At 69.8% G+C, this 26,455-nt stretch carries 23 protein-coding genes; 15 read left to right on the forward strand and 8 right to left on the reverse strand.

Going from position 1 to position 26,455, the window contains the following annotated elements; translation table 11 throughout:
- The first annotated feature begins 2 nt into the window (after positions 1–2).
- Positions 3–2,054 (forward strand): molybdopterin-containing oxidoreductase family protein, encoded by a 2,052-nt coding sequence (locus BDK92_RS00320; protein ID WP_121153507.1) that lies wholly within the window; start codon positions 3–5, stop codon positions 2,052–2,054.
- A 51-nt stretch (positions 2,055–2,105) separates the two neighbouring features.
- Here the strand turns inward: BDK92_RS00320 and BDK92_RS00325 are convergent, their stop codons facing one another.
- The 4 genes from BDK92_RS00325 to mmsA form a co-directional block, all read right to left on the reverse strand.
- Positions 2,106–2,897, reverse strand: coding sequence for a maleylpyruvate isomerase family mycothiol-dependent enzyme (locus BDK92_RS00325; protein ID WP_121153509.1), 792 nt, complete (start codon positions 2,895–2,897; stop codon positions 2,106–2,108).
- Between the two features lie 141 nt (positions 2,898–3,038).
- Entirely contained in the window at positions 3,039–4,142 is a 1,104-nt protein-coding gene (locus BDK92_RS00330; RefSeq protein WP_121153511.1) for a substrate-binding domain-containing protein, read from the reverse strand.
- A gap of 59 nt (positions 4,143–4,201) precedes the next feature.
- Positions 4,202–5,500 (reverse strand): multiple monosaccharide ABC transporter permease, encoded by a 1,299-nt coding sequence (mmsB, locus tag BDK92_RS00335; protein ID WP_121153513.1) that lies wholly within the window; start codon positions 5,498–5,500, stop codon positions 4,202–4,204.
- Positions 5,497–7,044 carry a multiple monosaccharide ABC transporter ATP-binding protein gene (mmsA, locus tag BDK92_RS00340; protein WP_121153515.1) on the reverse strand — a complete coding sequence of 516 codons (1,548 nt, stop codon included), beginning with the start codon at positions 7,042–7,044 and terminating at the stop codon, positions 5,497–5,499. The genes mmsB and mmsA overlap by 4 nt, the downstream gene beginning before the upstream one ends.
- 321 nt (positions 7,045–7,365) lie before the next feature.
- Here mmsA and BDK92_RS00345 point away from each other — a divergent pair, with 321 nt between their 5' ends.
- Both BDK92_RS00345 and BDK92_RS00350 read left to right on the forward strand, forming a co-directional pair.
- Positions 7,366–8,253 (forward strand): shikimate dehydrogenase family protein, encoded by an 888-nt coding sequence (locus BDK92_RS00345; protein ID WP_121153517.1) that lies wholly within the window; start codon positions 7,366–7,368, stop codon positions 8,251–8,253.
- A gap of 47 nt (positions 8,254–8,300) precedes the next feature.
- Positions 8,301–8,969: a hypothetical protein gene (locus BDK92_RS00350; protein ID WP_211348971.1), complete on the forward strand. Its 669-nt coding sequence runs from the start codon at positions 8,301–8,303 to the stop codon at positions 8,967–8,969.
- Here the strand turns inward: BDK92_RS00350 and BDK92_RS00355 are convergent.
- Entirely contained in the window at positions 8,938–9,942 is a 1,005-nt protein-coding gene (locus tag BDK92_RS00355; RefSeq protein WP_246016683.1) for an FAD-dependent oxidoreductase, read from the reverse strand. The two genes, BDK92_RS00350 and BDK92_RS00355, sit on opposite strands and share 32 nt — an antisense overlap.
- A 139-nt stretch (positions 9,943–10,081) precedes the next feature.
- Here BDK92_RS00355 and BDK92_RS00360 point away from each other — a divergent pair, with 139 nt between their 5' ends.
- The 7 genes from BDK92_RS00360 (at position 10,082) to BDK92_RS00390 (ending at position 17,488) form a co-directional block, all read left to right on the forward strand.
- Entirely contained in the window at positions 10,082–11,053 is a 972-nt protein-coding gene (locus BDK92_RS00360) for an ion transporter (protein WP_246016684.1), read from the forward strand.
- Between the two features lie 31 nt (positions 11,054–11,084).
- A complete protein-coding gene (locus tag BDK92_RS00365) occupies positions 11,085–11,600 on the forward strand; it encodes a 2'-5' RNA ligase family protein (RefSeq protein WP_121153519.1) in 516 nt (171 codons plus the stop codon).
- Positions 11,601–11,782: 182 nt separating this feature from the next.
- Positions 11,783–12,808 carry a Bug family tripartite tricarboxylate transporter substrate binding protein gene (locus BDK92_RS00370; RefSeq protein ID WP_170208438.1) on the forward strand — a complete coding sequence of 342 codons (1,026 nt, stop codon included), beginning with the start codon at positions 11,783–11,785 and terminating at the stop codon, positions 12,806–12,808.
- Positions 12,805–13,332: a tripartite tricarboxylate transporter TctB family protein gene (locus tag BDK92_RS00375; protein WP_121153522.1), complete on the forward strand. Its 528-nt coding sequence runs from the start codon at positions 12,805–12,807 to the stop codon at positions 13,330–13,332. The genes BDK92_RS00370 and BDK92_RS00375 overlap by 4 nt, the downstream gene beginning before the upstream one ends.
- Entirely contained in the window at positions 13,333–14,865 is a 1,533-nt protein-coding gene (locus BDK92_RS00380) for a tripartite tricarboxylate transporter permease (RefSeq protein ID WP_121153524.1), read from the forward strand.
- 127 nt (positions 14,866–14,992) lie between these two features.
- Complete coding sequence (locus BDK92_RS00385; protein WP_121153526.1) at positions 14,993–16,921, forward strand: hypothetical protein; 1,929 nt, start codon at positions 14,993–14,995, stop codon at positions 16,919–16,921.
- A gap of 63 nt (positions 16,922–16,984) precedes the next feature.
- Positions 16,985–17,488, forward strand: coding sequence for a mycothiol transferase (locus BDK92_RS00390; protein WP_121153528.1), 504 nt, complete (start codon positions 16,985–16,987; stop codon positions 17,486–17,488).
- Positions 17,489–17,546: 58 nt separating this feature from the next.
- On the opposite strand, the gene BDK92_RS39995 is transcribed toward BDK92_RS00390, so the two are convergent.
- The gene (locus tag BDK92_RS39995; RefSeq protein WP_121153530.1) at positions 17,547–20,645 is read right to left on the reverse strand and encodes a GH92 family glycosyl hydrolase; all 3,099 of its coding nucleotides are present in this window, start codon (positions 20,643–20,645) and stop codon (positions 17,547–17,549) included.
- A gap of 160 nt (positions 20,646–20,805) precedes the next feature.
- Here BDK92_RS39995 and BDK92_RS00400 point away from each other — a divergent pair, with 160 nt between their 5' ends.
- The 3 genes from BDK92_RS00400 (at position 20,806) to BDK92_RS00410 (ending at position 23,249) form a co-directional block, all read left to right on the forward strand.
- Entirely contained in the window at positions 20,806–21,222 is a 417-nt protein-coding gene (locus BDK92_RS00400; protein WP_121153532.1) for a ribosomal maturation YjgA family protein, read from the forward strand.
- Positions 21,223–21,335: 113 nt separating this feature from the next.
- The gene (locus BDK92_RS00405) at positions 21,336–22,325 is read left to right on the forward strand and encodes an NAD(+)/NADH kinase (RefSeq protein ID WP_121153534.1); all 990 of its coding nucleotides are present in this window, start codon (positions 21,336–21,338) and stop codon (positions 22,323–22,325) included.
- 81 nt (positions 22,326–22,406) lie between these two features.
- Positions 22,407–23,249 carry an alpha/beta fold hydrolase gene (locus BDK92_RS00410; RefSeq protein ID WP_121153536.1) on the forward strand — a complete coding sequence of 281 codons (843 nt, stop codon included), beginning with the start codon at positions 22,407–22,409 and terminating at the stop codon, positions 23,247–23,249.
- Positions 23,250–23,526: 277 nt separating this feature from the next.
- Here the strand turns inward: BDK92_RS00410 and BDK92_RS00415 are convergent, their stop codons facing one another.
- Complete coding sequence (locus tag BDK92_RS00415; protein WP_121153538.1) at positions 23,527–23,943, reverse strand: SRPBCC family protein; 417 nt, start codon at positions 23,941–23,943, stop codon at positions 23,527–23,529.
- Between the two features lie 112 nt (positions 23,944–24,055).
- Here BDK92_RS00415 and BDK92_RS00420 point away from each other — a divergent pair, with 112 nt between their 5' ends.
- Positions 24,056–24,526, forward strand: a complete 471-nt coding sequence (locus BDK92_RS00420) for a MarR family winged helix-turn-helix transcriptional regulator (RefSeq protein WP_121153539.1) — start codon at positions 24,056–24,058, stop codon at positions 24,524–24,526.
- 424 nt (positions 24,527–24,950) lie between these two features.
- Here BDK92_RS00420 and BDK92_RS00425 read toward each other — a convergent pair whose 3' ends face one another.
- Positions 24,951–25,460, reverse strand: coding sequence for a PadR family transcriptional regulator (locus BDK92_RS00425; protein WP_121153541.1), 510 nt, complete (start codon positions 25,458–25,460; stop codon positions 24,951–24,953).
- A gap of 125 nt (positions 25,461–25,585) precedes the next feature.
- On the opposite strand from BDK92_RS00425, the gene BDK92_RS00430 reads away from it, so the two are divergent.
- Positions 25,586–26,293 (forward strand): alpha/beta fold hydrolase, encoded by a 708-nt coding sequence (locus tag BDK92_RS00430; protein ID WP_246016685.1) that lies wholly within the window; start codon positions 25,586–25,588, stop codon positions 26,291–26,293.
- Positions 26,294–26,455: the final 162 nt, after the last annotated feature.

Consider the following 26,455-nt stretch of genomic DNA (forward strand, 5'->3'; position numbering starts at 1 on the left):
CCATGCCCCGTACCACCCACCTCGGGGCCTGTCCGCTGGACTGCCCGGACACCTGCACCTGGCAACTGACGGTCGAGGACGGCCGGGCGGTGCAGATCCGCGGCGACCGCGACCATCCGTTCACCCGGGGCGTGTTGTGCGGCAAGGTCAACCGCTATCTGGACGCCGTCAACGGCCCCGACCGGCTGACCACCCCGCTGGTGCGGGTCGGCCCGAAGGGGGTGGGGCCGGGCTCGTTCCGGCCGGCGACCTGGGACGAGGCGATCGCCTGGGTCGCGTCGGGGCTTCGGGCCACGATCGACCGGGACGGCCCCGAGGGGATCCTGCCGTACTACTTCGCCGGCACCATGGGGCACGTACAGGGCTGGACGATGGGACCGAGGCTCTTCGCGCACCTGGGCGCCTCCAGGTTGCAGACCACGATCTGCACCGCCGCCGCCAGCGCCGCCCTGCGCTCGATCTACGGGGGCTCGGTCGGCTTCGAACCGGAGTCGATCGTCGAGGCGCGGTTGGTCGTCCTCTGGGGCGCCAACCTGCTCTCGACGAACCTGCACCACTGGCCCTTCGTGGAGGAGGCGCGGCGGCGGGGGGCGTACGTCGTCGCCATCGACCCGTTGCGTACCGACACGGCGGCGCGCGCCGACGAGCACCTCGCACCGCTGCCCGGTACCGACGCCGCCCTGGCGCTGGGGCTGATGCGCCACCTGCTCGACGCCGGTGCGGTGGACGAGGCGTGGCTCGAGGCGTACACCGTCGGCTGGCCGGAGTTGGCGGCCCGGCTGGCGCGGTGGCCGGTGGAGCGGGCCGCGGCCGAGTGTGGACTGGACGTCGCGGTGGTACGCCGCCTGGGAGACCGGATCGCGCGGACCCGCCCGACCGCCATCCGGGTCGGGCTGGGCGCGCAGCGCCACCACGGTGCCGGCCAGGCCATCCGGGCGATCTGCGCGTTGCCGTTGGTCACCGGCGACTTCCGCTACCCCGGCGGTGGGGCGCTCTGCATGACGTCGGGACATCACCCGGTGCACCGCGACCCGGTGGTCCGGCCCGACGACCTGCCGACCCCACCGGCGCGGTCGGTAAACATGAGCCGGCTCGCAGCCGTCCTGGCCGGCGAGGCGGACCCGCCGATCACTGCGCTGGTCGTGTTCAACACCAACCCGGCCGCCACCGCCCCCGACCAGACCCGCCTGCACGCGGGCCTGCGCCGGGACGACCTGTTCACGACCGTCCTCGAACAACGCTGGACGGACACCTGCGACTACGCCGACGTGGTGCTGCCGGCGACGATGCAGCCCGAGCACCTCGACCTGCACTCGTCCTACGGTCACCACTACACGACGTTGAACCTGCCGGTCACCAGGGCGCCCGGCGAGGCCCTGCCGAACACCGAGATCTTCCGCCGGATCGCCGCCGCGATGGGAATCGACCATCCCCGGCTGCGGGACACCGACGAGGACCTGGCGCGGCAGTTGCTGCGCGACGCCCCGGTCACCTTCGAACAGTTACGGGAGCGGACGTACGTGCGCTCGACCGGTGTCGACGTCGGCTCGGCCCCCTACGCCACCGGTGGTTTCCCCACACCGGACGGGCGCGCCCGGCTGCTCGACCCGGAACTGGCGAGCAGCGGGGTGGACCCGCTGGTCGGCTACACGCCGCCGGTCGAGGCCGCCGACGCGGAGTTGGCGGCGCGTTTCCCGCTGGTGCTCATCGCCCCGGCCGGCAGGTTCTTGATGAACTCGACCTTCGCCTCGTTGCCCTGGCACAGCGGGCGGATGGGCCCGCCCCGGGTGCACCTGCACCCGGACGACGTGGCGGCCCGGGGGCTGACCGAGGGCGACGAGGTACGGGTGCACAACGACCGTGGCTCGTTCCTCGCGGCGGTCACCGCCGACGACGCGACCCGGCCCGGCCTCGCGTTCACGTACAAGGCGTACTGGGCGCGACTCAGTCCCGGTGGCACGAACGTCAACGCGGTGACGGCGGTACGCGACACCGATCTCGGCGGCGGCCCGACGTTCCACGACACCCGGGTGGAGGTCGAGCGGGCCCGGTGAGCCGCGGTGCGGGTGGGGCGGCGGTCGGTTCCGCCGCCCCACCGGCACGCCTCAGAAGCCGGGGAAGACCGCGCGCAGGTCGTCCAGGCTCAGCGGCCCGGTCACCCGTACGTCCTCCGGCGTGTAGCGGGGCGTGAGCCGTCCGACGGCCAGCCGCAGCCACGCCTCGGCCGGGAGGACCAGTTCGCCGTCCGGCTGCTCCGGCACCTCGGTCAGCTCGATCCGCTCCCCCAGCCGCAGTCCGTACGAGCGGTCGGGCTTGCGCAGGTGCAGCGCAAGGGTCGCCTGCCGACCGCCGAGCGCGTCCGGCCGACCGGTCCAGGCGAGCATGCCGGCGACCTGGTCGAGCAGGATCTCGACGGCCTCGGGCGCCAGCGTCGCGTACTGATTGAAGCCGACCTCGACGTCCCAGTGGTGCAGGGTGAACTCGCTGAGCCGGAACCGGGCGGCGGTGGCGACGTCGACCGGTTGGGGCAGGAAGCCGAGGTCGATACGGAGTTCCGCCCGGGTGGCGGAGTCCAGCGCCTCGTACGCCTCGACGAGCCGCTGGTTGGCGTCGAGGAATCCGCTGGCGTGCTCGGCCGGGGACATCGCGTCCCAGCGGGCCCAGACCTGGCGGTTGAAGTCACCGTCGGGAGTGGGGCCGCCGGCGAGCGCGGCGGTCAGCGACGCCAGGTTGATCTCGGCGCCACTGCCCAGGTGGCTGAGCACCTGGGAAATCTGCCATTCGCTGGCCCCGGAGGGCCGGACCAAGTCGTCCGGGCCGAGGTCGCGGACGAAAGCGGCGAGTTCGTCGTGGCCGGAGCGCAGGGTGGCGATGGTCTGATCGGCGAGCGTGGTCATGCTTCTCCTGTCATCTGGTCTGCAGGCTGACCTTAGGCGGCCCGGGCCGGTGGCCGGTAGGCGGCGCCCGGAACGCGACAGGGTCCCCGGTGAAGGAACTCCGGGGACCCTGTCGGGTGTTCTTCGCGTCGTGCGACGGTGTTACTTGGTGAGCGGGGAGAGCTTCGGGTCGTTGGCGTAGGCCTCGGCCGCGTTGGTCTTGGTCACGATGACCGGCGGCAGCAGGAACGACGGGACGACCTTGACCCCGTTGTTGTACGACTTGGTGTCGTTGACCTCGGGCTCCTTGCCACCCTGCAGGTCCTTGACCATCTGGATGGTCTGCTTGACCAGGGTGCGAGTGTCCTTGTTGATGGTCGAGTACTGCTCACCGGCCATGATGGACTTGACCGACTCGACCTCGGAGTCCTGTCCGGTGACGACCGGCAGCGGCTTGCCTGCGCCCTTCACCGAGGTGATGATCGCGCGGGCCAGGGTGTCGTTCGGCGAGAGCACGCCGTCCAGCGTCTTGCCGTTGGTGTAGCTGCCGTTGAGCAGCGTGTCCATCCGGCGCTGGGCGTTCTCGGCCTTCCAGCCGTCGGTGGCGACCTGCTTGATGTCGGTCTGGCCGGAGCCGACGATGACGTTGCCCGCGTCGATCTCCTTCTTCAGCACGTCCATCGCGCCGTTGAAGAACACCCCGGAGTTGTTGTCGTCGGACGAGCCGGCGAAGAGCTCGATCGTGTACGGGCCGTTCGGCTTCTTCTCCTTCATGCCCTTGAGCAGGGCTTCACCCTGGAGCTGGCCGACCTTGAAGTTGTCGTACGCGACGTAGTAGTCCACGTCCTTGCTGTTCGTGATCAGGCGGTCGTACGCGATCACGGCTGCGCCGGCCTGCTTGGCCTGCTCCACCTGGGTGGAGAGCTGGGCTGCGTCGGTCGCGCCGATCACGATCACCTTGGCTCCCTTGGTGACCATCGCCGAGATCTGCGACTGCTGGTCGGCGACGGTGCCCGAGGCGGCGGCGTACTGTACGTCGGCCTGGAACCCGGCTTCCTTGAGCCCGTTGGTGAACAGGTCACCCGCGAGGACCCAGTTCTCCGAGGTCTTCGCCGGCAGCGCCACGCCGATCAGCGCGTCGGCCGCGAAGCCCTTGTCGGAGCCGGTCGAGCCGCTGCTGTCCGAGTCGGAACGCGAGGAGCAGGCGGTAAGCGCCAACAGGGCGACGGCGCCAACCGCGACACCCTTGGCGAGGAACTTGCGCATAGTAGCCCTTCTTTGGAGTAGATCGGGGCGGATGGATTCTGCCCCGATGGCGGTGACCGTCAGCCGGCCACCGGAGTCTTGGTGGGCTCGGTGCCCGAATCGGTCGCGGCCGCGGGTACGAGGGACGCTTCCCGGCGGAATTGCCGCATGAAGATCCCGCTGATCGAGGGCCGCCCCTGGTTCTTGTTCCAGACGTCGAGCGCGACTGCCAGCAGCAGCACCAGACCCTTGATGATCTGGACCCGGTCGGACCCGACGCCGACGAGCTGGAGGCCGTTGTTGAGCACGGCCATCACCAGGCCACCGACGATGGAGCCGCTGATGGTGCCCAGTCCGCCGGAGACGGCCGCGCCGCCGATGAAGACCGCGGCGATCGCGTCGAGTTCCCAGCCGAGTCCGTCCTGCGGCCCGGAGGCGGCGGAACGCGCAACGAAGATCATGCCGGCGATGGCCGCCAGGATCGACATGTTCATCATGACGAAGAAGTTGACCCGGCGAAGCCGGACACCGGACAGCTCGGCCGCGCGGGCGTTGCCACCGACGGCGTAGATGTGCCGGCCGCCGGCGGTGTTGCGGGTGATGAAGGAGTAGATCAGCACCAGCACCGCGAGGATGATGCCGGAGATCGGGAAGCTGGTCCCGATCCGGCCACCGGCGAACCGCATCGTGGCGAAGATGATCACGGCGAGCAGGATGACGACCCGGAGCGCCGAGATCCACATGGGAGCGACGTCGGCCGCCATCTCACGCCGGGTGGCGCGGAGCCGCCATTCCCGGATCACCACGGCGACGCAGGCCGCCAGCCCGAGCAGCAGGGTCAGGTTGTTGTATCCGGTGTCGGGCCCCACCTCGGGCAGGAATCCGGCGCCGATGAACTTGAAGTCCTGCGGTACGGGGGTGGTGTCGGCGTTGCCGATGTACTGGTTGCCGCCCCGGAACAGCATCATGCCCGCCAGGGTGACGATGAAGGCCGGCACGCCGACGTAGGCGACCCAGAAGCCCTGCCAGGCTCCGATCAGGGCGCCGACCACGAGGCCGATCAGGATCGCCACGAACCACGGTACGGAGTATTCCTGCATCACCTTCGCGACCACGATGCCGACGAACGCGGCGATCGAGCCCACGGAGAGATCGATGTGACCGGCGACGATCACCATCAGCATCCCGATCGCCAGGATGAGGATGTAGGAGTACTGACTCACCAGCGAGATCATGTTGGCGGAGTTCAGCGTGAGGCCGTTGGTCAGGATTTGGAACAGCAGGACGATCGCCACCAGCGTGAAGATCATCCCGAACTGTCGGGCGTTGGAGGTCGTCCCTCCGAACAGGGACTTCCGAAGGTCTTTGATTCGACTCATGGCGTCTGCGTCTTCTTCGCTGAGGTCATCTGCTTCAACAGGGTCTCCGGGTCCGCGTCCCGCTTCTCGATGTTGCCGGTGATGGTTCCTTCGAACACCGTGTAGATGCGGTCACACAGGCCGATCAGCTCGGGCAGTTCAGAGGAGATGACGACAACGCCCTTCCCCTGATCCGCGAGCCGCTGGATGATTCCGTAAATCTCGTACTTGGCGCCCACGTCGATGCCCCGGGTCGGTTCATCGAGGATGAGCAGGTCAGGGTCGGTGAACATCCACTTCGCCAGGACCACCTTCTGCTGGTTGCCACCGGAGAGCTTGGTGACTCCCTCGTCGACGGTCGGGGTCTTGACCCGCAGGCTGGTGCGGTACCCCTCGGCCGCGCGGTACTCCCGTACGCGGTCGAGCACCCCGCGCCGGGCGATCTTGGAGAGCTTGGCGGAGACCATGGAGGTCTTGATGTCGTCGAGCAGGTTCAGGCCGATCGACTTGCGGTCCTCGCTGACGTACGCCAGCCCGTGGTCGATCGCGTCCGACACCGACTTCAGGACGATCTCCTCACCGTCCTTGAAGATCTGACCGGAGAGGTACACGCCGTAGGAGCGGCCGAAGACGCTCATCGCGAGCTCGGTACGGCCGGCGCCCATCAGGCCGGCGAACCCGACGATCTCGCCCCGCCGGACGTTGAAGTTGGAGCCCTTGCAGACGAGGCGCTCCGCCGAGATCGGGTGTCGTACGGTCCAGTCGCGGACCTCGAAGAAGACCTCGCCGATCGAGGGGGTGTGGTCCGGGAAACGGCTGTGCAGTTCCCTGCCGACCATGCCCCGTACGATCCGGTCCTCGTCGACCCCGTCCGCCTTGACGTCGAGGGTTTCGATGGTTCGGCCGTCACGCAGGATGGTGATGGAGTCCGCGATCTGTGCGATCTCGTTGAGCTTGTGCGAGATGATGATCGAGGTGATGCCACGCTCCCGGAAGCCCCGCAGCAGGTCCAGCAGGTGCTGGGAGTCGTCCTCGTTGAGGGCGGCGGTGGGCTCGTCGAGGATGAGCAGCTTCACGTCCTTCGCGAACGCCTTCGCGATCTCGATGAGCTGCTGCTTGCCGACACCGATGTCCTTGACCAGGGTGTCCGGGTCCTCCTGGAGGCCGACCCGCGCCATCAGCTCGATCGCCTGGCGGTTGGCGGCCTTCCAGTCGATCACGCCGCCCCGCCCCGGCTCGTTGCCGAGGAACAGGTTCTCGGTGATCGACATACCGGGGATCAGCGCGAGTTCCTGGTGGATGATCACGATGCCGGCCTGCTCGCTTGCCCGGATGTTGGAGAAGCGGCACTCCTCGTCCCGGTAGACGATGTCGCCGGTGTAGGTGCCGTACGGGTAGACCCCGCTGAGCACCTTCATCAGGGTGGACTTGCCGGCACCGTTCTCACCGCAGATCGCGTGGATCTCACCGGCGCGGACGGCCAGGTTCACGTCCTCGAGCGCCTTGACGCCGGGGAACTCCTTGGTGATCGAACGCATTTCCAGCAGGACCGGAGCGGCGCTCATCGCAGCGGCTCCAGGGTCGCGTTCTCGAACGGGTGTGGTCGCACGGTGGCCGGAGCCGCCAGGCGGCCTTGTCCCGGTCGCCGGAGGCGTCCGCGCGCGGCCACCACAAGGGGGGCGCGCCACGTCACCAACGTCATCGTTGCCTCCGCGGGGAGTTGTCAACAGCTCATGCGTTTGTTGCGGGAAGCAACCTATTGGAGACGAGCATGTTTCGCAACATTCAATTTCTCACCCTTGTCACGAATCGGATACGCGGGGTTAACCCGCCCACCAGCAGGGGCGACGGGCCATGATCAGGGAGATCGACGGCATACTTGACCAGTGCTTTCGACGCTGTGGTTCGTCGGCGTATCCACCGGACACTCCTTGATCCACGAGGCCTTTCCGCTCTGGATGGCCGACCTCGGCCTTGACCTGCGGCTGGTCGGTCGCGACCTGCCGCTAACCGCCCCGGTGGAGGCGTACCGCTCGCTGATGTCGGAACTCATCGCCGACGATGGGGTGGTCGGCGCGGTGATCACCTCACACAAGGTGACGCTGCTGCACGCGGCCGGCGACCTCGTCGACCAACTCGATCCACTGGCCGCGGAATGTGGCGAGATCAACGCGGTACGGCGGGAACAGGGCCGGCTGACCGGCTTCGCCCGCGACCCGATCTCGGTCGGTCGGGTGGTCGACGAGATCTGGCCCGACGGCACGAACCTGCTCTGCCTGGGATCGGGCGGAACCGCCATTGCACTCGGTAGTCACATGCTCACTCGCACAGTGCCGCCGGAGCGGCTGGTCTTCACCGACCCCCGCCCGGACGCGGGCCGGCACCTCCGCTCGGTACTGGGTCCACGGGCCACCGCCCGGCGGGTACGCCTCGAGGTGCACCACGGCGACGGCACCTGGGACCACCTGGTCCGGGACGCCCCGGCGGGCACGCTCGTCATCAACGCCACCGGTCTCGGCAAGGACCGCCCGGGCAGCCCGCTGTCGCCGGCCCCGTCCTTTCCGCCCGGAGTCGTGGTCTGGGACCTGAACTACCGGGGGGACCTGGCCCTGCTACGGCAGGCGGCCGCCGCCGGGGTGACGACGTACGACGGCTGGCGGCTCTTCTGCCACGGCTGGGCGGCAGCGCTGGGCCCGATCCTCGGACTGGCGGACGAGGCGAACCGGGCCGAACGGTTCGCCACGCTCGCCGCGCCCCTGCGGGGACCGGCCTGAGGCAACCCTGGATCGCCCCGCGTCGACGCCCGTGAGACGGTCTGCCTGTGATCGACGTTTCCGGTGACTTCGAGATCCACCTCACGGTCGAGGCAGCCGCAGCCGACCGGACCGCCACCTTCGCCGAGCAACACGGACTCAAGTACAGCCACATCGTGCTCGACCAGGCCCTCTCCCCCACGCAACCGATGCTCACCCTGTCCGGCCGGGGCGGCCGGGAGGCGCAGGCCGAACTGGCCCGGCGGTGGGTTCGTGACCTGCGCGCGGCGGATCTGCACGTACGTCGGGTGAAGATCGAGGCCACCCCGTGGAGCCGGGGCGTGCCGCAGACCGACAGCGAGGCCGCCGCCGACCCACCCGAGCGCTACTTCGAGCACCACGTCAAACTGCTGCTCCCCGATGCCGGGGGCGAACGCCTGGCGGCAGTGACCGAACTGGTGCTGCCGCACCACGCCCGGCTGTCCCGCAACGCGCGCAGACACCGGACCGACGGCAGCGAGGAAAGGTTCGTCACCCAACGCTGTCACGGGGTGGGACAACCGACCGCGCGGGCCCGGCTCGACAACCTGATCGCTGCCCTACGCGGCGCGGGGCACGAGGTAGCCGAGGTGGAAGCGGAGTACGTCGTCTCCGACAGTGCCCTGGACCTGGACCACGGCTGGTTGACCTCGGGCGGGCGCGACGCTACCCCGCCACCGGCCACCCGCACAGCCTGACCACCTCGTCGGCACAACCCCAGGAGAGGGTCACCCCGGCACCGCCGTGTCCGTAACTGTGCACCAGCCGTCGACCGCCGGGCAGCCCGACCGGGTCGACCGCCACCCGCGCCCCACCGTGCCGCGCCGGGCGCAACCCGACCCGTTGCCCGGTCACCCGGGCGCCGGCCAGCTCCGGCACCAGCGCGACGCTCCGGTCGAGGATCGCCCGACCGGCGGCATCGTCGACGCCGGTGTCCCAGGCATCGCGCTCGAAGGTGCCACCGAGCACCACGTCGCTGGCGCGCGGGTGAACGTACGTGATCCCGGCCGGGTTCTGCTCGTCGCGTACCGAGGTGACCAGCCCCGGGTTCTCCACCAGGACGATCTGCCCGCGGGCCGGGTGCACCGCCGGGTCGGCGGCGAGCGTGCCCGAGGCCAACCCGGTGGCGTTGACGACCACGGGCGCCAGGTCGGCGACGTCGGCGAGGCGGGCCACCCGCCGCCGCAGCATCGGCGCGCCGGCGGCGACGACCTGCTCGACCAGCCAGTCGAGGTACGGTCCCATCTCCACCGTCGGTACGGTGAACCGCCACTCGCCGGTCACTCCGGGCGGTACGTCGGTCGGGGCCACCGCACGGAAGTCCGGTACGGCCGGCGACCACCACGGTCGCGGCTCGGCCGCACCGCGCAGCAACATCCGGGTCGGCCGCATCACCACCCCCGGCACCGCCCGCCCGGCCTGCTCGGCGAACTCCACAAAGGTGCGGTGCGACCACTCCAGGACCCGGGGGTCGGCGTCGGTACGCGTCGGATACCAGACCGCGGCGGCGATCCGGGAGACGGTTCGGCCGCTCTCCTGCGCCGTCACCACGGCTACCCGGGCGCCGGCCCGCTGTAGCCGCATCGCACAGGTCAGCCCGATCACCCCGGCGCCGACGACCACCACGTCGACCATGCCTCCATCGAACCCGGTGGCGCGGTCGGTGTCCACACCGGTCCGGTCGCCTCCGGCGGACCGGTGACGGCGCCCTGCCGGCCGACCGCCGAGCCGCCAACCACCCCGCCGCCGCCGGACCATACGCCCGTAGGCTGCCCCGCGAACGGTTGATCCATAGGGGAGAGTGCTCGGGGTGAACGAGGTATCGGCCACCGTCAGGATGCGGGTGGCGAGCTGGTGTGGGCGTGTGATCGGTGCCGAGTGGTTCAACGCCGTCTCGTTCGGTGTGATCATCGTGAACGCGGTCATCCTGGGGATGGAGACGTACGACCAGGCGGTCGAGCGGGCCGGGCTGGCCCTGCTGGCCGCCGAGTACGCGTGCCTGGCCTGCTTCACGATCGAACTCGCGCTACGGTTCGGCTCCCACCTCACCGCGCCCCGGGACTTCTTCCGCGACGGCTGGAACATCTTCGACCTGCTGATCATCGCCGCTCCCCTGCTGCCCGGCGTACGGGAGAAGGTCACCCTGCTGCGGTTGCTGCGACTGGCCCGGGTGGTACGGGCGGTACGGCTCTTCCCCAGCCTCCGGATCATCCTCGGCGGCGTGTTGCGCAGCCTCCCCGGACTGGGCAGCTTTCTGCTGATCGCCACGTTGACCATCTACCTCTACGCGATGGTCGGCTGGATGACCCTCGGCGACGCCTACCCGGAGAAGTACGGCACCGTGGGGCAGGCGATGTTGACGCTCTTCCTGCTGCTGTCGTTGGACGGCATCACCGACGCTCTCGAAGCGGGCCGGCTGGTCTCCGACTGGAGCGTGCTCTACTTCACCTCGTACATCGTGGTGGCGTCGTTCCTGCTGACCAACCTGCTGATCGGCATCGTGCTGAAGGCACTGGAGGACGCACACCTGGCGGAGCACCCGGGCGATTCGCCGACGCCGACCGCTCCCCTGCCAGTCCCCACCGACACCACCGCCGTGCCGGCGGCGCCGCCGGCCCCCGGCGAGGGTTCGCGGCTGATCGGCGAGCGGCTGCGGGAGTTGCGCAACGCGTTGGAGGCGCTGGAGGCCGAACTGGACGAGCAGCGACGGATCGAGGAAGCGGCGGAGCACGCCGGCGGCGGGTGGGCGCACTCGCGGCGGGCGACCGCGCACCGCCCCTGATCCCACCGGCCCGGCCCACTATCGTGATCCGGTGGTCGCGGCGCTCGAACTTTATCTGGACCCGGACGCCACCCGGCGGATCCGTACCCTCTGGGACGCCCTGGAGTCCGAGGGTGTGCAGAGCATGCGTTCACTCCTGGGGCAGCGTCACCGTCCGCACGTCTCGCTGGTGGTCGCCCCGCGCCTCGACCCGGACCGGGTGGCCGAGGCGCTGGCCGGGATGGTGGTGGCGGCACCGCTGCGGATGTCGTTCCAGCACGCCGGGCAGTTCGTCGGGCGGGTGCTGTGGCTCGGGCCGACCCCGACCGCCGAGCTGCTCGGTCACCAGGCCGAGGTGCACGCCCGGCTGACCCGGGGCGGGGTTTCCCTGGCCGAGCAGTACCAGCCGGGACGATGGGTGCCGCACTGCACGCTCTCGATGCGGGTGCCCAACGTGTTGATGGCGGCGGCCGTACGACGCTGCCTGGAGATGCTGCCGCTCGAGGCGACCGTGGTCGGCGCGGCGGTCGTCGACCATGCCCGGGACATCGTCCATCCGCTCGGCTGAGCGGGCCGGCCGGCGGTCGACCCGAGCGTCGAGCTGTCAGCCCTGAGCCCTGAACTTCCAGCCTCGGTGACCTGTCCAGATTATTCCCATGTCGGCGAGTTGGTTGACAGCCCTTAGATCGACAGGTATCAAGATTCCCATGCGTACGCCCAGGGGCTGGCCTGGATCAACGGGGAGGATCAGTGACCAACTCGGGTCTGACGGATGGCATCGACAGGCGGGCCGCACTGGGGCTCGGTACGGGCCTCGGCCTGGCGGCGTTCCTCGCCGGCTGCGGCGTACGGACCAGCAACGGTGGTGACGACGGCGGAGCGGACTACCCGCAACGCGCGGTGGAGCTGATCGTCCCCTTCGCACCGGGCGGCAGCACCGACCTGATCGCCCGCACCCTCGGCAAGGCGATCGAGAAACCACTCGGTCACTCCATGGTGATCGTCAACCGCGACGGCGCCGCCGCCGCGGTCGGCACCAAGGAGGTCGCCGCCGCCACGGCGGACGGTTACAAGGTCGGCTTCCCGCCCAGTTCCCTGTTCACCCTCACCCCACAGCTCGTGAAGAACGCCGACACCGTGCCGCTCGACGACCTTCGGGTGGTGATCGGGCTGACCGTGGAGAACATCGTCCTCGTCGCCCACCGGGACTCTCCGTTCAAGACACTCGACGACGTCATCGCGCTCAGGGGCAGCGGCCGGCGCATCACGTACGGGCACTCCGGGGTGGGCACCGGGGCGTACTTCGCCCAGACGGCGTTCTACAAGCTCGCCGGGATCAACGCCGCCGACGTACCGTTCGGCGGCGGCGGTCCGGCCGTCACCGCCGTACTCGGCAAGCAGGTCGACATCGGCGCCTCACAACCGGCCGAGTCGATGCGGCTGGTGCAGTCCGGTGAGCTGCGCTGGCTCGGTCTGTTCAGCCAGCAGCGCAGCCCGTCCCTGCCGGAGCTCCCCACGGCCACGGAGAAGGGCTTCGACCTCGTGGTCGACCAGGCCCGTTTCATCGCCGGACCGAAGTCGATCCCGGACCGGGCGGTGACCACCCTTCAGGAGGCGTTCCGGGAGGCGGTCAAGGCCCCGGAGTACGACGAGTTCCTGAAGAAGAACTACATCGACCGGTTCGAAGTCGCCGGCACCGAGGTCGCCAGCAAGATCAAGGGCGACTTCGACCGGTACCAGGTGCTGATCGACCGGTTCGGGCTGCAACCGAAATGAGCCGCCTCGACCACGAGGAGGCAGCCACCCCCACCCCCGGCAACAGTCCGGACGCCGTCGACCTCGCCGAGACGGAGATACCGCCAGCCGGACCGCTCGGCCAACTCGTCGCCAGCGTGGTACCGGTCGCGCTGGGCGCGGCGGCTCTCGCCTACGCGGTCTCGCTCGGCCTGGGCACGCCGACCGAGGCCGGGCCGGGACTCTGGCCCGCGCTGGCCAGCCTGCTCCTGATCGCGGCCGGCGGATGGTCGCTGGTCTTCGAACGCCGCCGGCAGGAGGCCGAACAGTTCAGCCGGGGCGCTGTCGGCATCGCCGTCGGCATCGCCAGCCTGGTCGTCTTCGTCCTGCTGATCAGCCGGATCGGGTTTGAGATACCGACACTGCTGATCATGGGGTTGTGGTTGAAGGTGCTCGGCCGGGAGCCTTGGCTCACCACCATCGTGGTCAGCGTCGTCACCACCGCCACCCTCTACCTGCTCTTCATCACGCTGCTCGGCGTCCCGCTACCGAGATTGGCCTTCTGAGTGGACTTCCTCGAGCCCGCGCTCTCCGGCTTCGGGGTGGTGTTCACCCCGGTGAACCTGCTCTACGTCCTCGCGGGCGTCGTGATCGGAATGGTCATCGGCGTCCTGCCCGGCCTCGGTCCGGTGGCGACGATCGCACTCCTGCTCCCGATCACCTACGAGATCCCGGCCGAGGGTGCGATCATCCTGCTCGCCGGGATCTACTACGGCGCCATGTACGGCGGGACGATCACCTCCGTACTGCTGCGGTTGCCCGGCGAGGCGGCCACCGTGATCACGACCATCGACGGCTACCAGATGGCCCGCCAGGGCCGGGCCGGGTCGGCGCTCGGCATCGCCGCGATCGGGTCGTTCATCGGCGGCACGGTCAGCATCGTCGGGCTGACCCTGGTCGCCCCGCTGCTGGCCAGCCTCTCCCTCGGCTTCGGACCGCCGGAGAACGCCGTACTCGCCGCCATGGGCATCCTGCTCGTCGCCAGCCTCGGCACGGTCTCCACCGCGAAGAGCCTGACCGCTGCCGCACTCGGACTGCTGCTGGCCGCCGTCGGGCCGGACCCGCTCTACGCCTCGCCCCGGTTCACGTTCGGCAGCATCAACCTCGCCGACGGCGTCGACTTCATCGCCCTCGCGATGGGGCTGTTCGGGCTCGGCGAGATCCTCTACCACCTTGAGCACCGCGCCCGGAACCGGCTGCCGAAGCCGAAGGTCAGCAACGTCTGGCCGTCCCGGGACGAGTGGCGGCAGTCGCGCGGGGCGATCGGCCGAGGTTCCGTCGTCGGGTTCTTCATCGGGCTGCTGCCCGGCGGCGGCGGGGTGCTCTCCTCCATGGCGGCGTACACGCTGGAGAAACGGCGCAGCCGCCAGCCGGAACGGTTCGGGCGGGGCGCCATCGAGGGGGTCGCCGCCCCGGAGACCGCGAACAACGCCGCCGCGACCTCTTCGTTCATTCCGTTGCTCACACTGGGTATCCCGACCAACCCGGTGATGGCGCTGATCTTCGGAGCGCTGCTGCTGCAGGGCATCGCGCCCGGCCCGCGCCTGATCAACGAGAACCCCGAGGTCTTCTGGGGCGTCGTCGACTCGATGTACGTCGGCAACATCTTCCTGCTGATCCTCAGCGTGCCCCTGGTGGGGGTCTTCGTCCGGCTGGTCACCGTACGCGACACCATCCTCGCGCCGATCGTGGTGATGGTGACGATGCTCGGCGTCTACACGGTCAACAACAGCGTCTTCGACATGCTGCTGGTGATCTTCTTCGGGGTCGTCGGTTACCTGATGAAGAAGACCGGCTTCGAACCCGGACCGCTGGTGCTGGCCTTTGTCCTCGGCAGTCTCCTGGAGACCGCGATCCGCCAGTCGATGCGCATCTTCGACGGTGACCCCACCGGCTTCGTCACCCGCCCGATCTCGGGCACCCTCTTCGCCGCCGGGGTGCTGGCGCTGCTCGTACCGGTCGGACTCCGGTTGATGCGCACGCGTCGGGCGCGTACCCGGTCGACCGAGCCGGTCGACAGTGGCACCCCGAGCCGCTGACCGGGTGGCACCCATCCCGCGATACCGGGACGGGCACGAACAATTTGGTGTTCGTTGATATGTTCACGGACGCGATGACGGCATCGGCGTATGGCAGCCGCCCTGGCGCGAGCAGTAGGGGGTAGCGGTGACCTACCACGAACGCTTTGGCCCGTACCGGATCTCGGATCGAATGTTCGTGCTGGTCGCGGTCGCGACCGTGCCCTCGGTCGGGGTGCTGATCGCCGCGTTCGCCTCCCTCGACGACATCCATCCGGCGATCCGGGTGACGGTCGGGATCGCGGGCGCCGTGCTCGTCACACTGGCCCTGTGGGCGATGCGCTCCAGCACCAGCGCCGACGAGAAGCAGCTCCGGACCACCATGCTGTGGCGCAGCCGTCACATCCAGTGGTCCGACATCCAGGACATCAGGATCGAGCAGCTCCCCGGCGCGCAGTACTCCGGCATGGGGGCCAGCGAGCAGGCGGTGGTCTACGACCGGCAGGGCCGCCGTACCACCCTGCCCTACCTGGACAACCTCAACGTCGGGCGGGGCGGACGATCATTCGCCGGCGAGGTACGGGCGCTGCGCGACGCCTGGGATCGGCTGCGCGAGGGTGACCGGCCGCCGATGCCGGCAACCAGCGCCGGACGGTCCGAGCTGCTCGGGCGGCTCGCCGAGATGTCCGACCCGGCCGAACTGTGGCGGCTGGTACGTGACCTTCCGCTGATCGAGGCGGCCACCGCCGTACGCCGCTTCGAGGGCTGGCGCCCGGACGGCCCCGACCAGACACTCTTCGACCAGCTGAGCAGAGCCGACCCGGAGCGGCTCCGCGCCATCCTCGGCCGGCTGACCCCGACCGTACCGGTCCGGCTGGCCTTCGACGACATCGTGCTCTCCGCCGCGCTCGCCCCCGGCGAGCGCCGGCTCGCGGTGGCCACCATGGCCGACGTCGAGGCACCGAACATCGTCCACGAGTACGTGCTGCCCACTCCGATGGGCGCCCGGGCCGACTCGCCGGACCCCCGTTGGACGTACGAGATCGACGGGCCGTGGGTGACCGACCTGCTGCACCTCGGCGACGCGATCGTGGTGCGGATCGAGGAGTTCATGGGCGGGACCCGGCTGGTGCGGTGCGCCGACGGCGCTACGGAAGTGTTCGGCCGCGGTGTCGAACTGGGCCGGCTGCTGCACGCCCGGGAGGGGTTCGTCGGCGTCACCCACAACCACGCGCTGATGTTCGGCTCCCCGCGCGGCGCCACCCTGCGGCGGGTCGGGCTCGGCACCGACCTCGGTCTCGGCGCACGCGAGGTCAACCCCTGGACGCTCGCCAGCGAGCCCGGTGGCGGCCGGCTCGCGCTCGGCGGACGGACGCTGGTCGTCCTCGACGAGCGGGCCGGCGCGATCATCGCCCGGGTCACCCCGCCCGGCCGGCGTACGCTCGTCGGCCAGGTCGTCTTCGCCGGCCCGGACCGGTTGGTGGCCCAGCTCGGCCGGCCGTGGCGGGACGTCCGGGGCGCGATCTGCTGGGACACCCTGGGCAGCTGGCGGCTGCGCGGGGACAGCCTGACCTACGAGGGCGCCGCCCCCGAGGCGACCTGGGGGTCGATGTGGCCGGCCGGCATCGTCTCGCAGCGGCGGGTCGCGACGGTCCAGCATGGTCCGAAACCGGTGGACGGCGGGACACTCCGGTTTCGCGACGGCGGCACACTGCGCCTCAGCGGCGCACCGGTGAACTCCCTGGCCGACCTCAACCGGGTGACCGCACTGGCTGAGGGACCCGACCAGCGCGAACTGGTGGTGACCCGGCGCCTGCGGCCGGACCTCGACCGTGACGACACCGTCGAGGTCCACCCGCTCCGAGCCGGTTACGCCGACCTGATCCCACGCCCGCTGGGCGAACTGGGCGAAGCCGACCTCGCCGACGCGGCGGAGAGCGCCACCGCCGGCGACAGCCCCGCCGTACGCGACCTGTACGCACTCCTCGACGCGTGCGTACGGCAGCGGCGGCGGATCGACACGACCGGCGACACGGGTGTGGGTTTCCGGCCCGGCGTACCGGGGCAGCATGGTTGAGTTGATCGGGATCGGCCGGTCACCGGGCCACCCTCCCCAGTAGGCCGGCAGGAGGCAGTCACCATGAGCAGCGCCGAGATCCTGGTCGACGCGTTCGGACGGATCCGGGAACTCGTCCACGACGTGGTACGCGACCTGAGCGAGCAGCAGCTGACGTACCGGGTCGACCGGGACGCGAACACCATCGCCTGGCTGGTCTGGCATCTGACCCGGATCCAGGACGACCATCTCGCCGACGCCGCCGGGACCGAGCAGGTGTGGACCGCCGAAGGATGGCTGGAGCGGTTCGGCCTACCGTTCGACCCGGGAGCGACCGGCTACGGTGCCAGCCCCGAAGAGGTGGCGGCGGTACGGGTGGGCCGCGACCTGCTGACCGGCTATTACGACGCGGTCCACGGCCGGACGGTCGCGTACGTCGCCAACCTCACCGAGTCGGACCTGGCCCGGATCGTCGACCCGAACTGGAACCCCCCGGTGACGCTGGCCGTGCGGCTGGTCAGCGTGGTCGGTGACGACCTCCAGCACGCCGGCCAGGCCGCCTTCGTCCGAGGCATCGTACGGCGCTGACGGTGCCGGCCGGGGAACCATGCGAACACGGGTTCCCCGGCCGGTCACGCCGTAGCCGCTAGCGGCCCGATGCGAACAGCGCCCGGACCTCGGTCGCGTCCAGCGGACGGTCGTAGACGTGCACCTGGTCGACCGCGCCGCCCAGGTAGTCCACCGGTCCCCCGCCGAACCGGCCCCGACCGATCACCAGCGGACCCGTGGACGCCTCACCCGCGCAGGCGTCGACCTGCCGGCCCAGCACCCCGTCGAGGTAGAGGGCGAGCCGCCCGGTGGCGGCGTCCCGGACACCGACCAGGTGGTACCACTGGCCGGCCACCGGTGCGATCGGGGCGACCGCCCGGAGGCTGGCGAAACTCATCGCGAACCGCCGGTCGCTGCCGGAGTACTGGAGGAAGAAGGCACTGTTACGAGCACCGTCCTGGCTCACCACCGTCTGGAACGCACCGTTGGCGTTGTCCAGCCGTACCCACGCCGCGACCGAGTAGCTGCCGGTGGTGTCGAGAATGGTCCGACCGGTGTCGACGTACTGGCCGCCGCCGCTGAGCTGGATTCCGGAGCCGGTCCGGCCCGGGGTCCAGGTCGCGCCGCTGACCAGCGTGCCGTCGTTCCGCGCGATCTGGTCGGCGGCGACGGTCCCGGTGTTCTCGTCGAGCGGCCAGTAGCCGATGCCGTCCGGCCCCGGCGTGCCGGGCGACGGCTGCGGGAGCGCGACGCCGTCACAGGCGCCGGGTACCGGCACGAAGTCCCGGGGCGCCTGGTTCGCGCCGGTCGCCCAGCGCAGGTTCGGCTCGGCGCCGAGGGTCACCGAGACCGTCCCGCCGTTGCGGATGAACGACTCCGGCAACCAGGACCGGCCGTACGACTCACCGTCGAGGCGCACCGACTGGACGTACTGGTTCGCGTCGGAGGTACCCGGAGCCTTGATCACCAGCTCCACACCGTTGTCCCGCTCGATCCGCACGGTCGGGAAGAGCGGGCTGGCCAGCAGCAGTTCGGCCCGTCCGGTCACCTGTGGGAAGACACCCATGGCGGCGAAGACGTACCAGGCCGACATGGTGCCGAGGTCGTCGTTGCCGGGCAGACCGGACGGGCCGGTGCCGTACACGGTGTCCACGATCTCCCGTACCGTCGCCTGGGTCTTCCAGGGCTGGCCGAGAGCGTTGTAGAGCCAGGGGGCGTGCAGGCCGGGCTCGTTGGTGGGGTCGTAGCGCAGGGCGCTACCACCCTTCACCGACCAGTTGCCGGCGTCGTCGTGGAAGAAGGCGTCGAGCCGGGTCTGCGCGTTGGTCGGGCCACCCATCGCGTCGGCCAGACCGGAGACGTTCTGCGGCACCATCCAGGTGTACGTGGCACTGGACCCCTGGGCGAAGCCGAAGTCGGTGGACGGGCTGAAGCCGCCGGCCCAGCTACCGTCGGCGTTGCGCGCCTGCTGGTAACCCTCGGTCGGGGTGGCCGCCGAGTTGAACGTGTTGCGCCACCAGTTGGCGCGCACGGCCAGGTCCTGCTGCTCGGCCGGGCGACCCAGCCGCTGCGCCCACATGGCCAGGGAGAAGTCCGCGAGCGAGTTCTCCAGGGTCTCGGCCGCCCCACCCCAGCAGTGGCAGGCGTCCTGGGGTGCGTAACGCAGGTCGAGGTAGCGGTCGAGGGCGGGCCGCTGACCGGTGCACTGACCCGGGCAACCGCCGTCGTTCTCGGCGTCCGGGTTCTGCACCGTCGCCTGCCGCAGCAGCGACTCGTACGCGCCGACGGTGTCGAAGTTGCGCACGCCCATCGCGGCGAAGGTGGCCAGGGTCGGGGCGGCCGGGTCACCGGTCATCACGTGGGTGGCGCCGTTGTTGTGCAACCACCGGTCCCAGACGCCGTTGTTCTGCTGGGCGAACTGGTAGAGCGACTGGGCGAAGTCGCCCGCGATCTCCGGCTTGAGCAGTGCGAGCAACTGGATGTGGGCCCGGTACTGGTCCCACCCGGAGAAGGTGCCGTACTGCGCCTGCTGCCCCTTGGCCAGCGAGTGGATCGCCTGGTCGGTGCCGAGGTAGCGGCCGTCGACGTCGTTGGAGACGTTGGGCTGGAGCATGGCGTGGTAGAGCGCGGTGTAGAAGGTGGTGCGCTGGTCGGGAGAGCCGCCACCGATGCGGACCGTACGGAGCTGTTCGTTCCACTCCCGGTAGCCCTGCTCGGCGACCTTCGCCACGGTGGAGCCCGGGCGCAGTTCGGTCTCCCGGTTCAGTTCGGCTCCGGCGAGGCTGACGTAGGAGATGCCGACGCGCATCCGTACCGGTGTGTCGGCACCGGGTGCGAAGGTGACGTAACCACCGGAGCCACGACCGGCCCGGTCCGCGCCGGTGGCGTACCCCTCACCGCCGGTGGCGTGGACGCCGCCCGGGGTGAGCGTGCCATCGGTCCAGGTGCCGGTGCCGACGATCGGCCGGTCGAAGGTCGCGCTGAAGTACAGCCGGTAGTACGTCTTCCGGTTGTTGACCCCACCGTTGGCACGCCGGCCGCAGAAGGCGCCGGTCAACACCGAACCGGTCACCCGGCGGTTGGCGGCGTCGATGTCGATCTGCGCGTCCTCGCTGCCGTTGAGCGAATTCGAGGTACGGAAGAGCAGGTTGGCCGGAAGGTCAGCGGGGAAGGTGAACTCGCCGACCCCGGCCCGGGTGGTGACGGCCAGGTCGGTCTTCACCCCGGAGTCGAGGGTGACGGTGTACCGGCCCGGGTCGGCGGATTCGCGGGCGTGCGAGAAGTTGCTGGCGTACTTGCTGTCGGTGGTGTCCGCGCTCGGTGAGGAGTCGACCGCGCCGACGTACGGCATGATCGGCACGTCACCTGCGGCACCCGGGTTGCAACCGGCGCCGTTGACGTGGGTGAGGCTGAATCCGCGTACCCGGGTGGTGTCGTACTGGTACCCGTTGGCGGCGCCGGTGCTGGTCTGGTCGCCACGGGTGCTGGTCGGACTCCACGAGATCATCCCGAACGGGCGGACCGCTCCCGGCCAGGTGTTGCCGTCGCGGGCCGAGCCGATGAACGGATCCACGTAGCTCGCCGGGTCGGTGACGAGGGCCGCGTCGGCGGCGGCGCTGGCCGGCGCGAAACCGGCCACTCCCGCGACCAGGGCGAGCACGAGACTCGCGGTGGTGCTTATTCGGACTTTGGACACGGGTCACCCTCCGGTACGTACGACGAGACGATCGCAACGTACGGTGAACGCCGCACCAAAGATCGACTCTGGACCGTCGGGCCGGTGAATGCGCTGTGAACCGGGATTAGTCGGTCCGGCGGCGCGACGCTCGCCGGTCCACCCTGACTACGATCTGCGAATGTCTCTCACGCACCGGGCGACCCGGCTGTTGGCGCTCGCCTCGGCTGCCGTCTTCCTGGCGGTGGCGCTGGCCATCCGCGCCATCGACGACGGCGCTCTCGAACAGCACTCCGGCACCGCGTTGTACGCGTCGATGGTCTACGCCGGGGTGCTGTTCGGCTGGCCACGACTGGCCCCGGTCGCCGCCGGTGCGTTCGCGGTCGGGTTCTGCTGGCTGGTCGAGTGCGCGCAGCTGACCGGGGTGCCGGCCGACCTGTCGAGCCGGAGCCTGCTGGCCCGGCTGGTGCTGGGTGTGCAGTTCGACCCGACCGACCTGGCCTGGTACCCGGTGGGGGTCGTGCCGCTGGTCGCGCTGCACTGGTTTCTCCGTACGTCCTCGCGCCCGGCCGGGGGCGCGGTGGCCGACTCGACCTGAAGCAGCGGTTATAGGACCGTTTGTCGGGTTCGGCCACCGGCCCGGGACACCGCCCGGGCCGGCCCCGACGATCACACGACGCACCGGTGGACCCGGTGGTTAGGGTGGTCCGAGTGAGCGTTGAGAAAGCTGGCGGCGGAGCCGAACCGACCGCTCTGGGGCTGGTCATCCACCCCAGCGCGGACGTAGGGGAATCGGTCCGCACGATCATCGACTGGGCGACCGCCCACTCCGTCCCGGTGCTCGGGCGCGACCAGGACGTGGAACGGCTGCCACCGGAGGTCGACACGGTGCCCGACGACCAGTTCCGGGCCCAGATCAAGGGACTCGTCTCCCTCGGCGGCGACGGCACCATGCTCGGGGCCATGCGACTGGTGGTCGACCGACCGGTGCCGGTGCTCGGGGTCAACCACGGCAACCTGGGCTTCCTGGTCGAGGTAACCCCCGCCACGCTGGTGGACGCACTCGCCCGGCTGGTCTCCGGTGACTACACCATCGAAACGCACGGCTGCCTCGTCGCCGAATCCAGTGGCGCCCGGCCGCTCCGGACCGATGTGGGCTTCAACGACTTCATCCTGGCCCGGCACGGCCGGACCGGCACCGTCTCGATCGACCTCACCCTCAACGACCAGCAGTACGGGTACTACCGAGGTGATGCCGTGGTGGTCGCCACGCCCAACGGCTCCACCGCGTACAACTACGCCGCCGGTGGACCGATCGTCTCGCCCTCGGCGGCCGCGATCGTGATCACCCCGGTGGCGCCGATGGCCGGCATCAACCGGTCGATCGTGCTCGGCGCCGGTGACCGGGTGTCCCTGCACGTCGCGTCGGACAGCGTGCCGGTGGCGGTCAACGTCGACGGCACCGCGTCCACCGAACTCGCACCGGGCGACGTGCTGAGCATCCGCCTCGACGAGAACGCGTCCCAGGTCGTACGCCTGGCCGCCGGCACCCACTCGAACCGCAGCCGGATCAAACTCAGCCTGCTCGACCTCCCGCTGCGCCGCGACCAGCTCCTGGAACTGATTCCCGAGAGCCTGCGCCCGAACGGCAGCATCCAGCCGATGCAGGACCAGGCCGAGGCCGGCGACGCACCCCGCTGACCGAGGTCGCCCCGGCCGACGCGCGGACCTCCGCCCGAATTCCGGTTGTCCCGGCCACATCCACGCTGACAAGATCCGCATATGCCCACCTTCTCCGCACCTGACGGCACCCAGCTCTCGTACCAGGTCACCGGGGATGGCGAACCCCTCGTCTGTCTGCCGGGCGGCCCCATGAAGGACTCCCGCTACCTCGACGACCTCGGGGGCCTCTCCCGGCACCGCCAACTGATCATGCTCGACCTGCGCGGCACGGGGCAGTCGGCGATACCGGAGGACGCCTCCTCGTACCGCTGCGACCGTCTGGTCGACGACGTCGAGGCGCTGCGCGAACATCTCGGACTCGATCGAATGGATCTGCTCGGACACTCCGCCGGGGTGAACCTCGCGACCCTGTACGCGGCCCGATTCCCGGCGCACGTCCGCAAGCTCGCCCTGATCAACCCCAGCACCTTCGCGGTCGGCATCACGATCACCGGCGAGACCCGACTCGACACCGCCCGCCTCCGCAAGAACGAGCCCTGGTTCCCGACCGCGTTCGCCGCCCTGGAGGCGGTCACCGGCAACCGGGCCGGCGACGAAGACTGGGCGGCGATCGACCCGTTCTTCCACGGCCGCTGGGACGCGACGGCAAGGGAGCACCAGGCGACCTTCAGCGCCCAGCCGAACCCGGAGGCAGCGAGGACCTTCGCCTCCGAGGGTGCCTTCAACCCGGAGGCGACCCGCACCGCCCTGGCCACCTTTCCCGCCCCGGTCCTGCTGCTCGCCGGGGAATTCGACGTCAACAGCCCTCCCCCGTCGGTGGCCGAGTACGCCGGACTCTTCCCCGACGCGTCGCTCGTCGTGCAGCCCGGGGCGGGGCATTACCCCTGGCTCGACGACGCCGACCTCTTCGTGGCCACGCTGACGACGTTCCTCCGGTCATGACTATTCGCCGCCGGCGCCATCCACGCGACCGCCGCAGCACCGCGCGCAGGGCTGGATGAGCTGCGACCTCGGTGACGATCGCGCAGGTAGTCCTCTTCGGGCAGTCACGGCAGCAAGTCGCACAGCACGTCGGCGGCGGCATGATCGGCTGTCCGATCTTGTTCTTCGGCGATTATCGGGCGGCGGCAAGATGTCGGAACATCACGATGTTTCTTCCGCAGGTGGAAGGAACTGCGGGTGTTGAGAGTTTTCACAACACCCGCAGTTGGTGTGCGGTTCAGGCTGCGGCAAGGAAGCTGGTCAGGCCGTCGAGCAGCATGTTGCTGCCCTGTTCGGCCTGGTCGCGCTCTTCGGCGGTGTCGAAGCTCTGGGAGAGGGTGATCTGGGTGCGGTCGCCGTCGGCGGTCAGGTCGAGGTCCATGATGGCGGGTTCACCGCGGCCGGGCACGTTCATGCCCATCACCAGTCGCTTGTTCGGTACGACCTCCGTGTAGGTGCCGGACAGTGGGATGCGGGCCCCGCCGGGGATGACCATGACCGCGCTCCAGGCTCCGCCGGGTCGGACGTCCAGGGCGACCTGCTCGGCGCTGGCCCACTGCCCGTAGTTGTCGGGGTTGACCCAGGCGTCCCACACCTTGTCGACCGGGGCGTCCAGCGTGCGGGTGATGGTGTAGTCGAAACCGGGGGTGCTCATAGTGTGCGTCTCCTTGTTCGCCCCTGTGGTGGGGGTTGGGGGGATCAACTGAGAACAAGGTATAGTCACGGTTGTTGAAAGTCAAGGATCGTGACTAATTGAAGGAGTTCGGATGACCGCCACCGTGCCGGAGCCTGAGCCGGACCTGGGGGTTTTGACCGGGCAGCTGATGCGAGCCTTGCAGGAGGAGTTGTTCGAGACCCTCGGCGAGCAGGGGCATCCGGATGTACGCCCGCGGCACGGCTCGGTCCTGGCGTTCCTCGAGCCCGAAGGAGTGCGCGCGACCGATCTGTCGGCCCGCTCCGGTCAACACAAACAGATCATCGGTACGATCGTCGATGAGCTCGTCAGCCTCAACTATGTCCGCCGGGAGCCCGACCCTGCCGACCGTCGCGCCAAGCGCATCGTCCCCACCGGACACGGCCTTGATGAGATCGCCAAAGCACGCGCGATCCTGGCCGCCATTGAAGAGCGCCTCGAACACGCCCTCGGCGAGCAGCGCTTCGCCACCTTCCGGGAGGTGTTCCAAGAGGTTACCCACCTGCAGCGAGGTTGGCGGCAGACGCGGAACCCACCCGCCTGAGCCGCCCTCTCCCCCGGTCATCCACTGGTCCGTCGCGGAAGTCTCTCGCGGGCAGGAACGCCCGCGCGGGCGGCTGTAGGTAGGCACGCTCTCATCGGCATCGTGCGCGCAGGCGGATCGATGCCGTGCCGGATGTCAACGGTGCATGATGAGGGCTCCAACCATCCCGGGTAACGGTCGGCGGCAGCGGAACACCTCGTCAAGGGTCACCTGAACCGCCTCCGGCGCCTGCCGGGGCCGGCCGCGGCAGGCGCTCCACCCAGGCACGACTCGCGCCCGCTCCTCGCCACGCCGAGATGGCAACTGCACCGGGGCTGACCGACGCAGCGCGGCCCGCACGCCTTGCCCGAGCACATGCTCTGCGGCGGATGTGTGCGTTGGTATGGGCTGCGGGCAGTCGGCCTACCGAAGTCGGTCCGGATGGTCATCGCGCAAGTGATCTCAACATTTCTCGCAGCCAGGCGATCTCGGTGCGGCTGGTGGCGGTGGCGATGCGGAACAGTCCTCGACGGAAGGGGTTGTCGGGAAAGTCGTCGGCGCGCAGCGGTCGGTCGCCGTCCCAGAAGAAGCTCGCCGGCTGCGTGAGGAAACTGAGCCGGCGGTGCAGCACGGCCCTCTGGGCTGCTGGGTCGTCGAGATGATGCAGGAAGGCCAGCAGCGTGAACCAACGGTTCTCGTCGGTGATGAACAGCTCGTCGGGTGTGCGGAGCTGACGCAGCAACTCGGCGCGTCCAGCCGGGCTCAGGATCAGCACGTGCCGTGGTGCCGCCACCTGACCAGCCTGCACGTCGCGACGCAGCAATCCCGCACGTTCCATGCGCTTGATCGTCGGGTACAGCGTCCCGTCCGCGATCGGCCGTACGTGACCGGTAAGCGCAGCCACGCGTCTGCGCAGCTCGTACCCGTGCAGCGGGGCGTCGGCCAGGAAACCCATTATCGCGAACTCCAACACCGTGTTAGCTTATCTCGGCAGCGAGGTACCTCGAACACGAGGTACCGATCAGGAGGTACGTGATGCACGGCGCCCAGGTCCGACCAGATGGCACGACGATCCGCTGGGTGGAATTGCCCGGCGCCGAACCCACTCGGGTCTACCTGCACGGGCTCGGCGCCTCCTCGCCGGCGTACTACGCGGCGGTGGCCACCAAACCCGCCCTCGCCGGACGGCGCAGCCTGCTGATGGATCTGCTCGGGCACGGCATCAGCGACCGGCCGGCCGACGCCTCGTACACGCTGGAGGAACACGCCGACCTCCTCGCTATCGCGCTGACGACAGCCGGGGTCAGCGCCGCAGAGGTGATCGCACACAGCATGGGCGGCGCCGTCGCGATCGTCCTGGCCGCCCGCCATCCGCACGTTGTCTCCGCGCTGGTCCTTGTCGACGCCACCCTCGACCCGCAACCTCCGGGTGTCGGCATCCGCGCCCGCTACACCGAGGAGCAGTTCGTACGAGGCGACGGCCGATCGGAGACGCTCACCCGGGTCGGCCCGACCTGGGCGGCGACGATGCGGCTCACTGGTCCGGAGGCGCTCTACCGCACCGCGGCACACCTCGACCGCGGCACCACCCCCACCATGCGGGAACTGCTGCTCGAACTGCCCGTGCCGCGCACGTACCTCCACCCGGCCGACAGCGAACCGATCGGCGCGCGCGCCTTGGCCGACGCCGGTGTACGGGTGGTCGCCGTGCCGGACGCCGGCCACAACATCATGCTGGACAACCCGGACGGCTTCGTCGCGGCCACAGCCGCCGCATTGCGGTCGTAGTGCAAGCGTTCCATCCGCAATTCGACAGTTCAGGATGCCGACACCACGGGACGCCGAACACCGAGCGTGACGGCTCGTAGTCTTCCTGCGCGCACGGGTGGCGGTAGATCCGGACATTCGATCGGAGGCCGCCGAGCGCGGGATTCCGGCTTCGCGGTCGTT

The organism is Micromonospora pisi (assembly GCF_003633685.1).
Lineage (GTDB): Bacteria > Actinomycetota > Actinomycetes > Mycobacteriales > Micromonosporaceae > Micromonospora_G > Micromonospora_G pisi.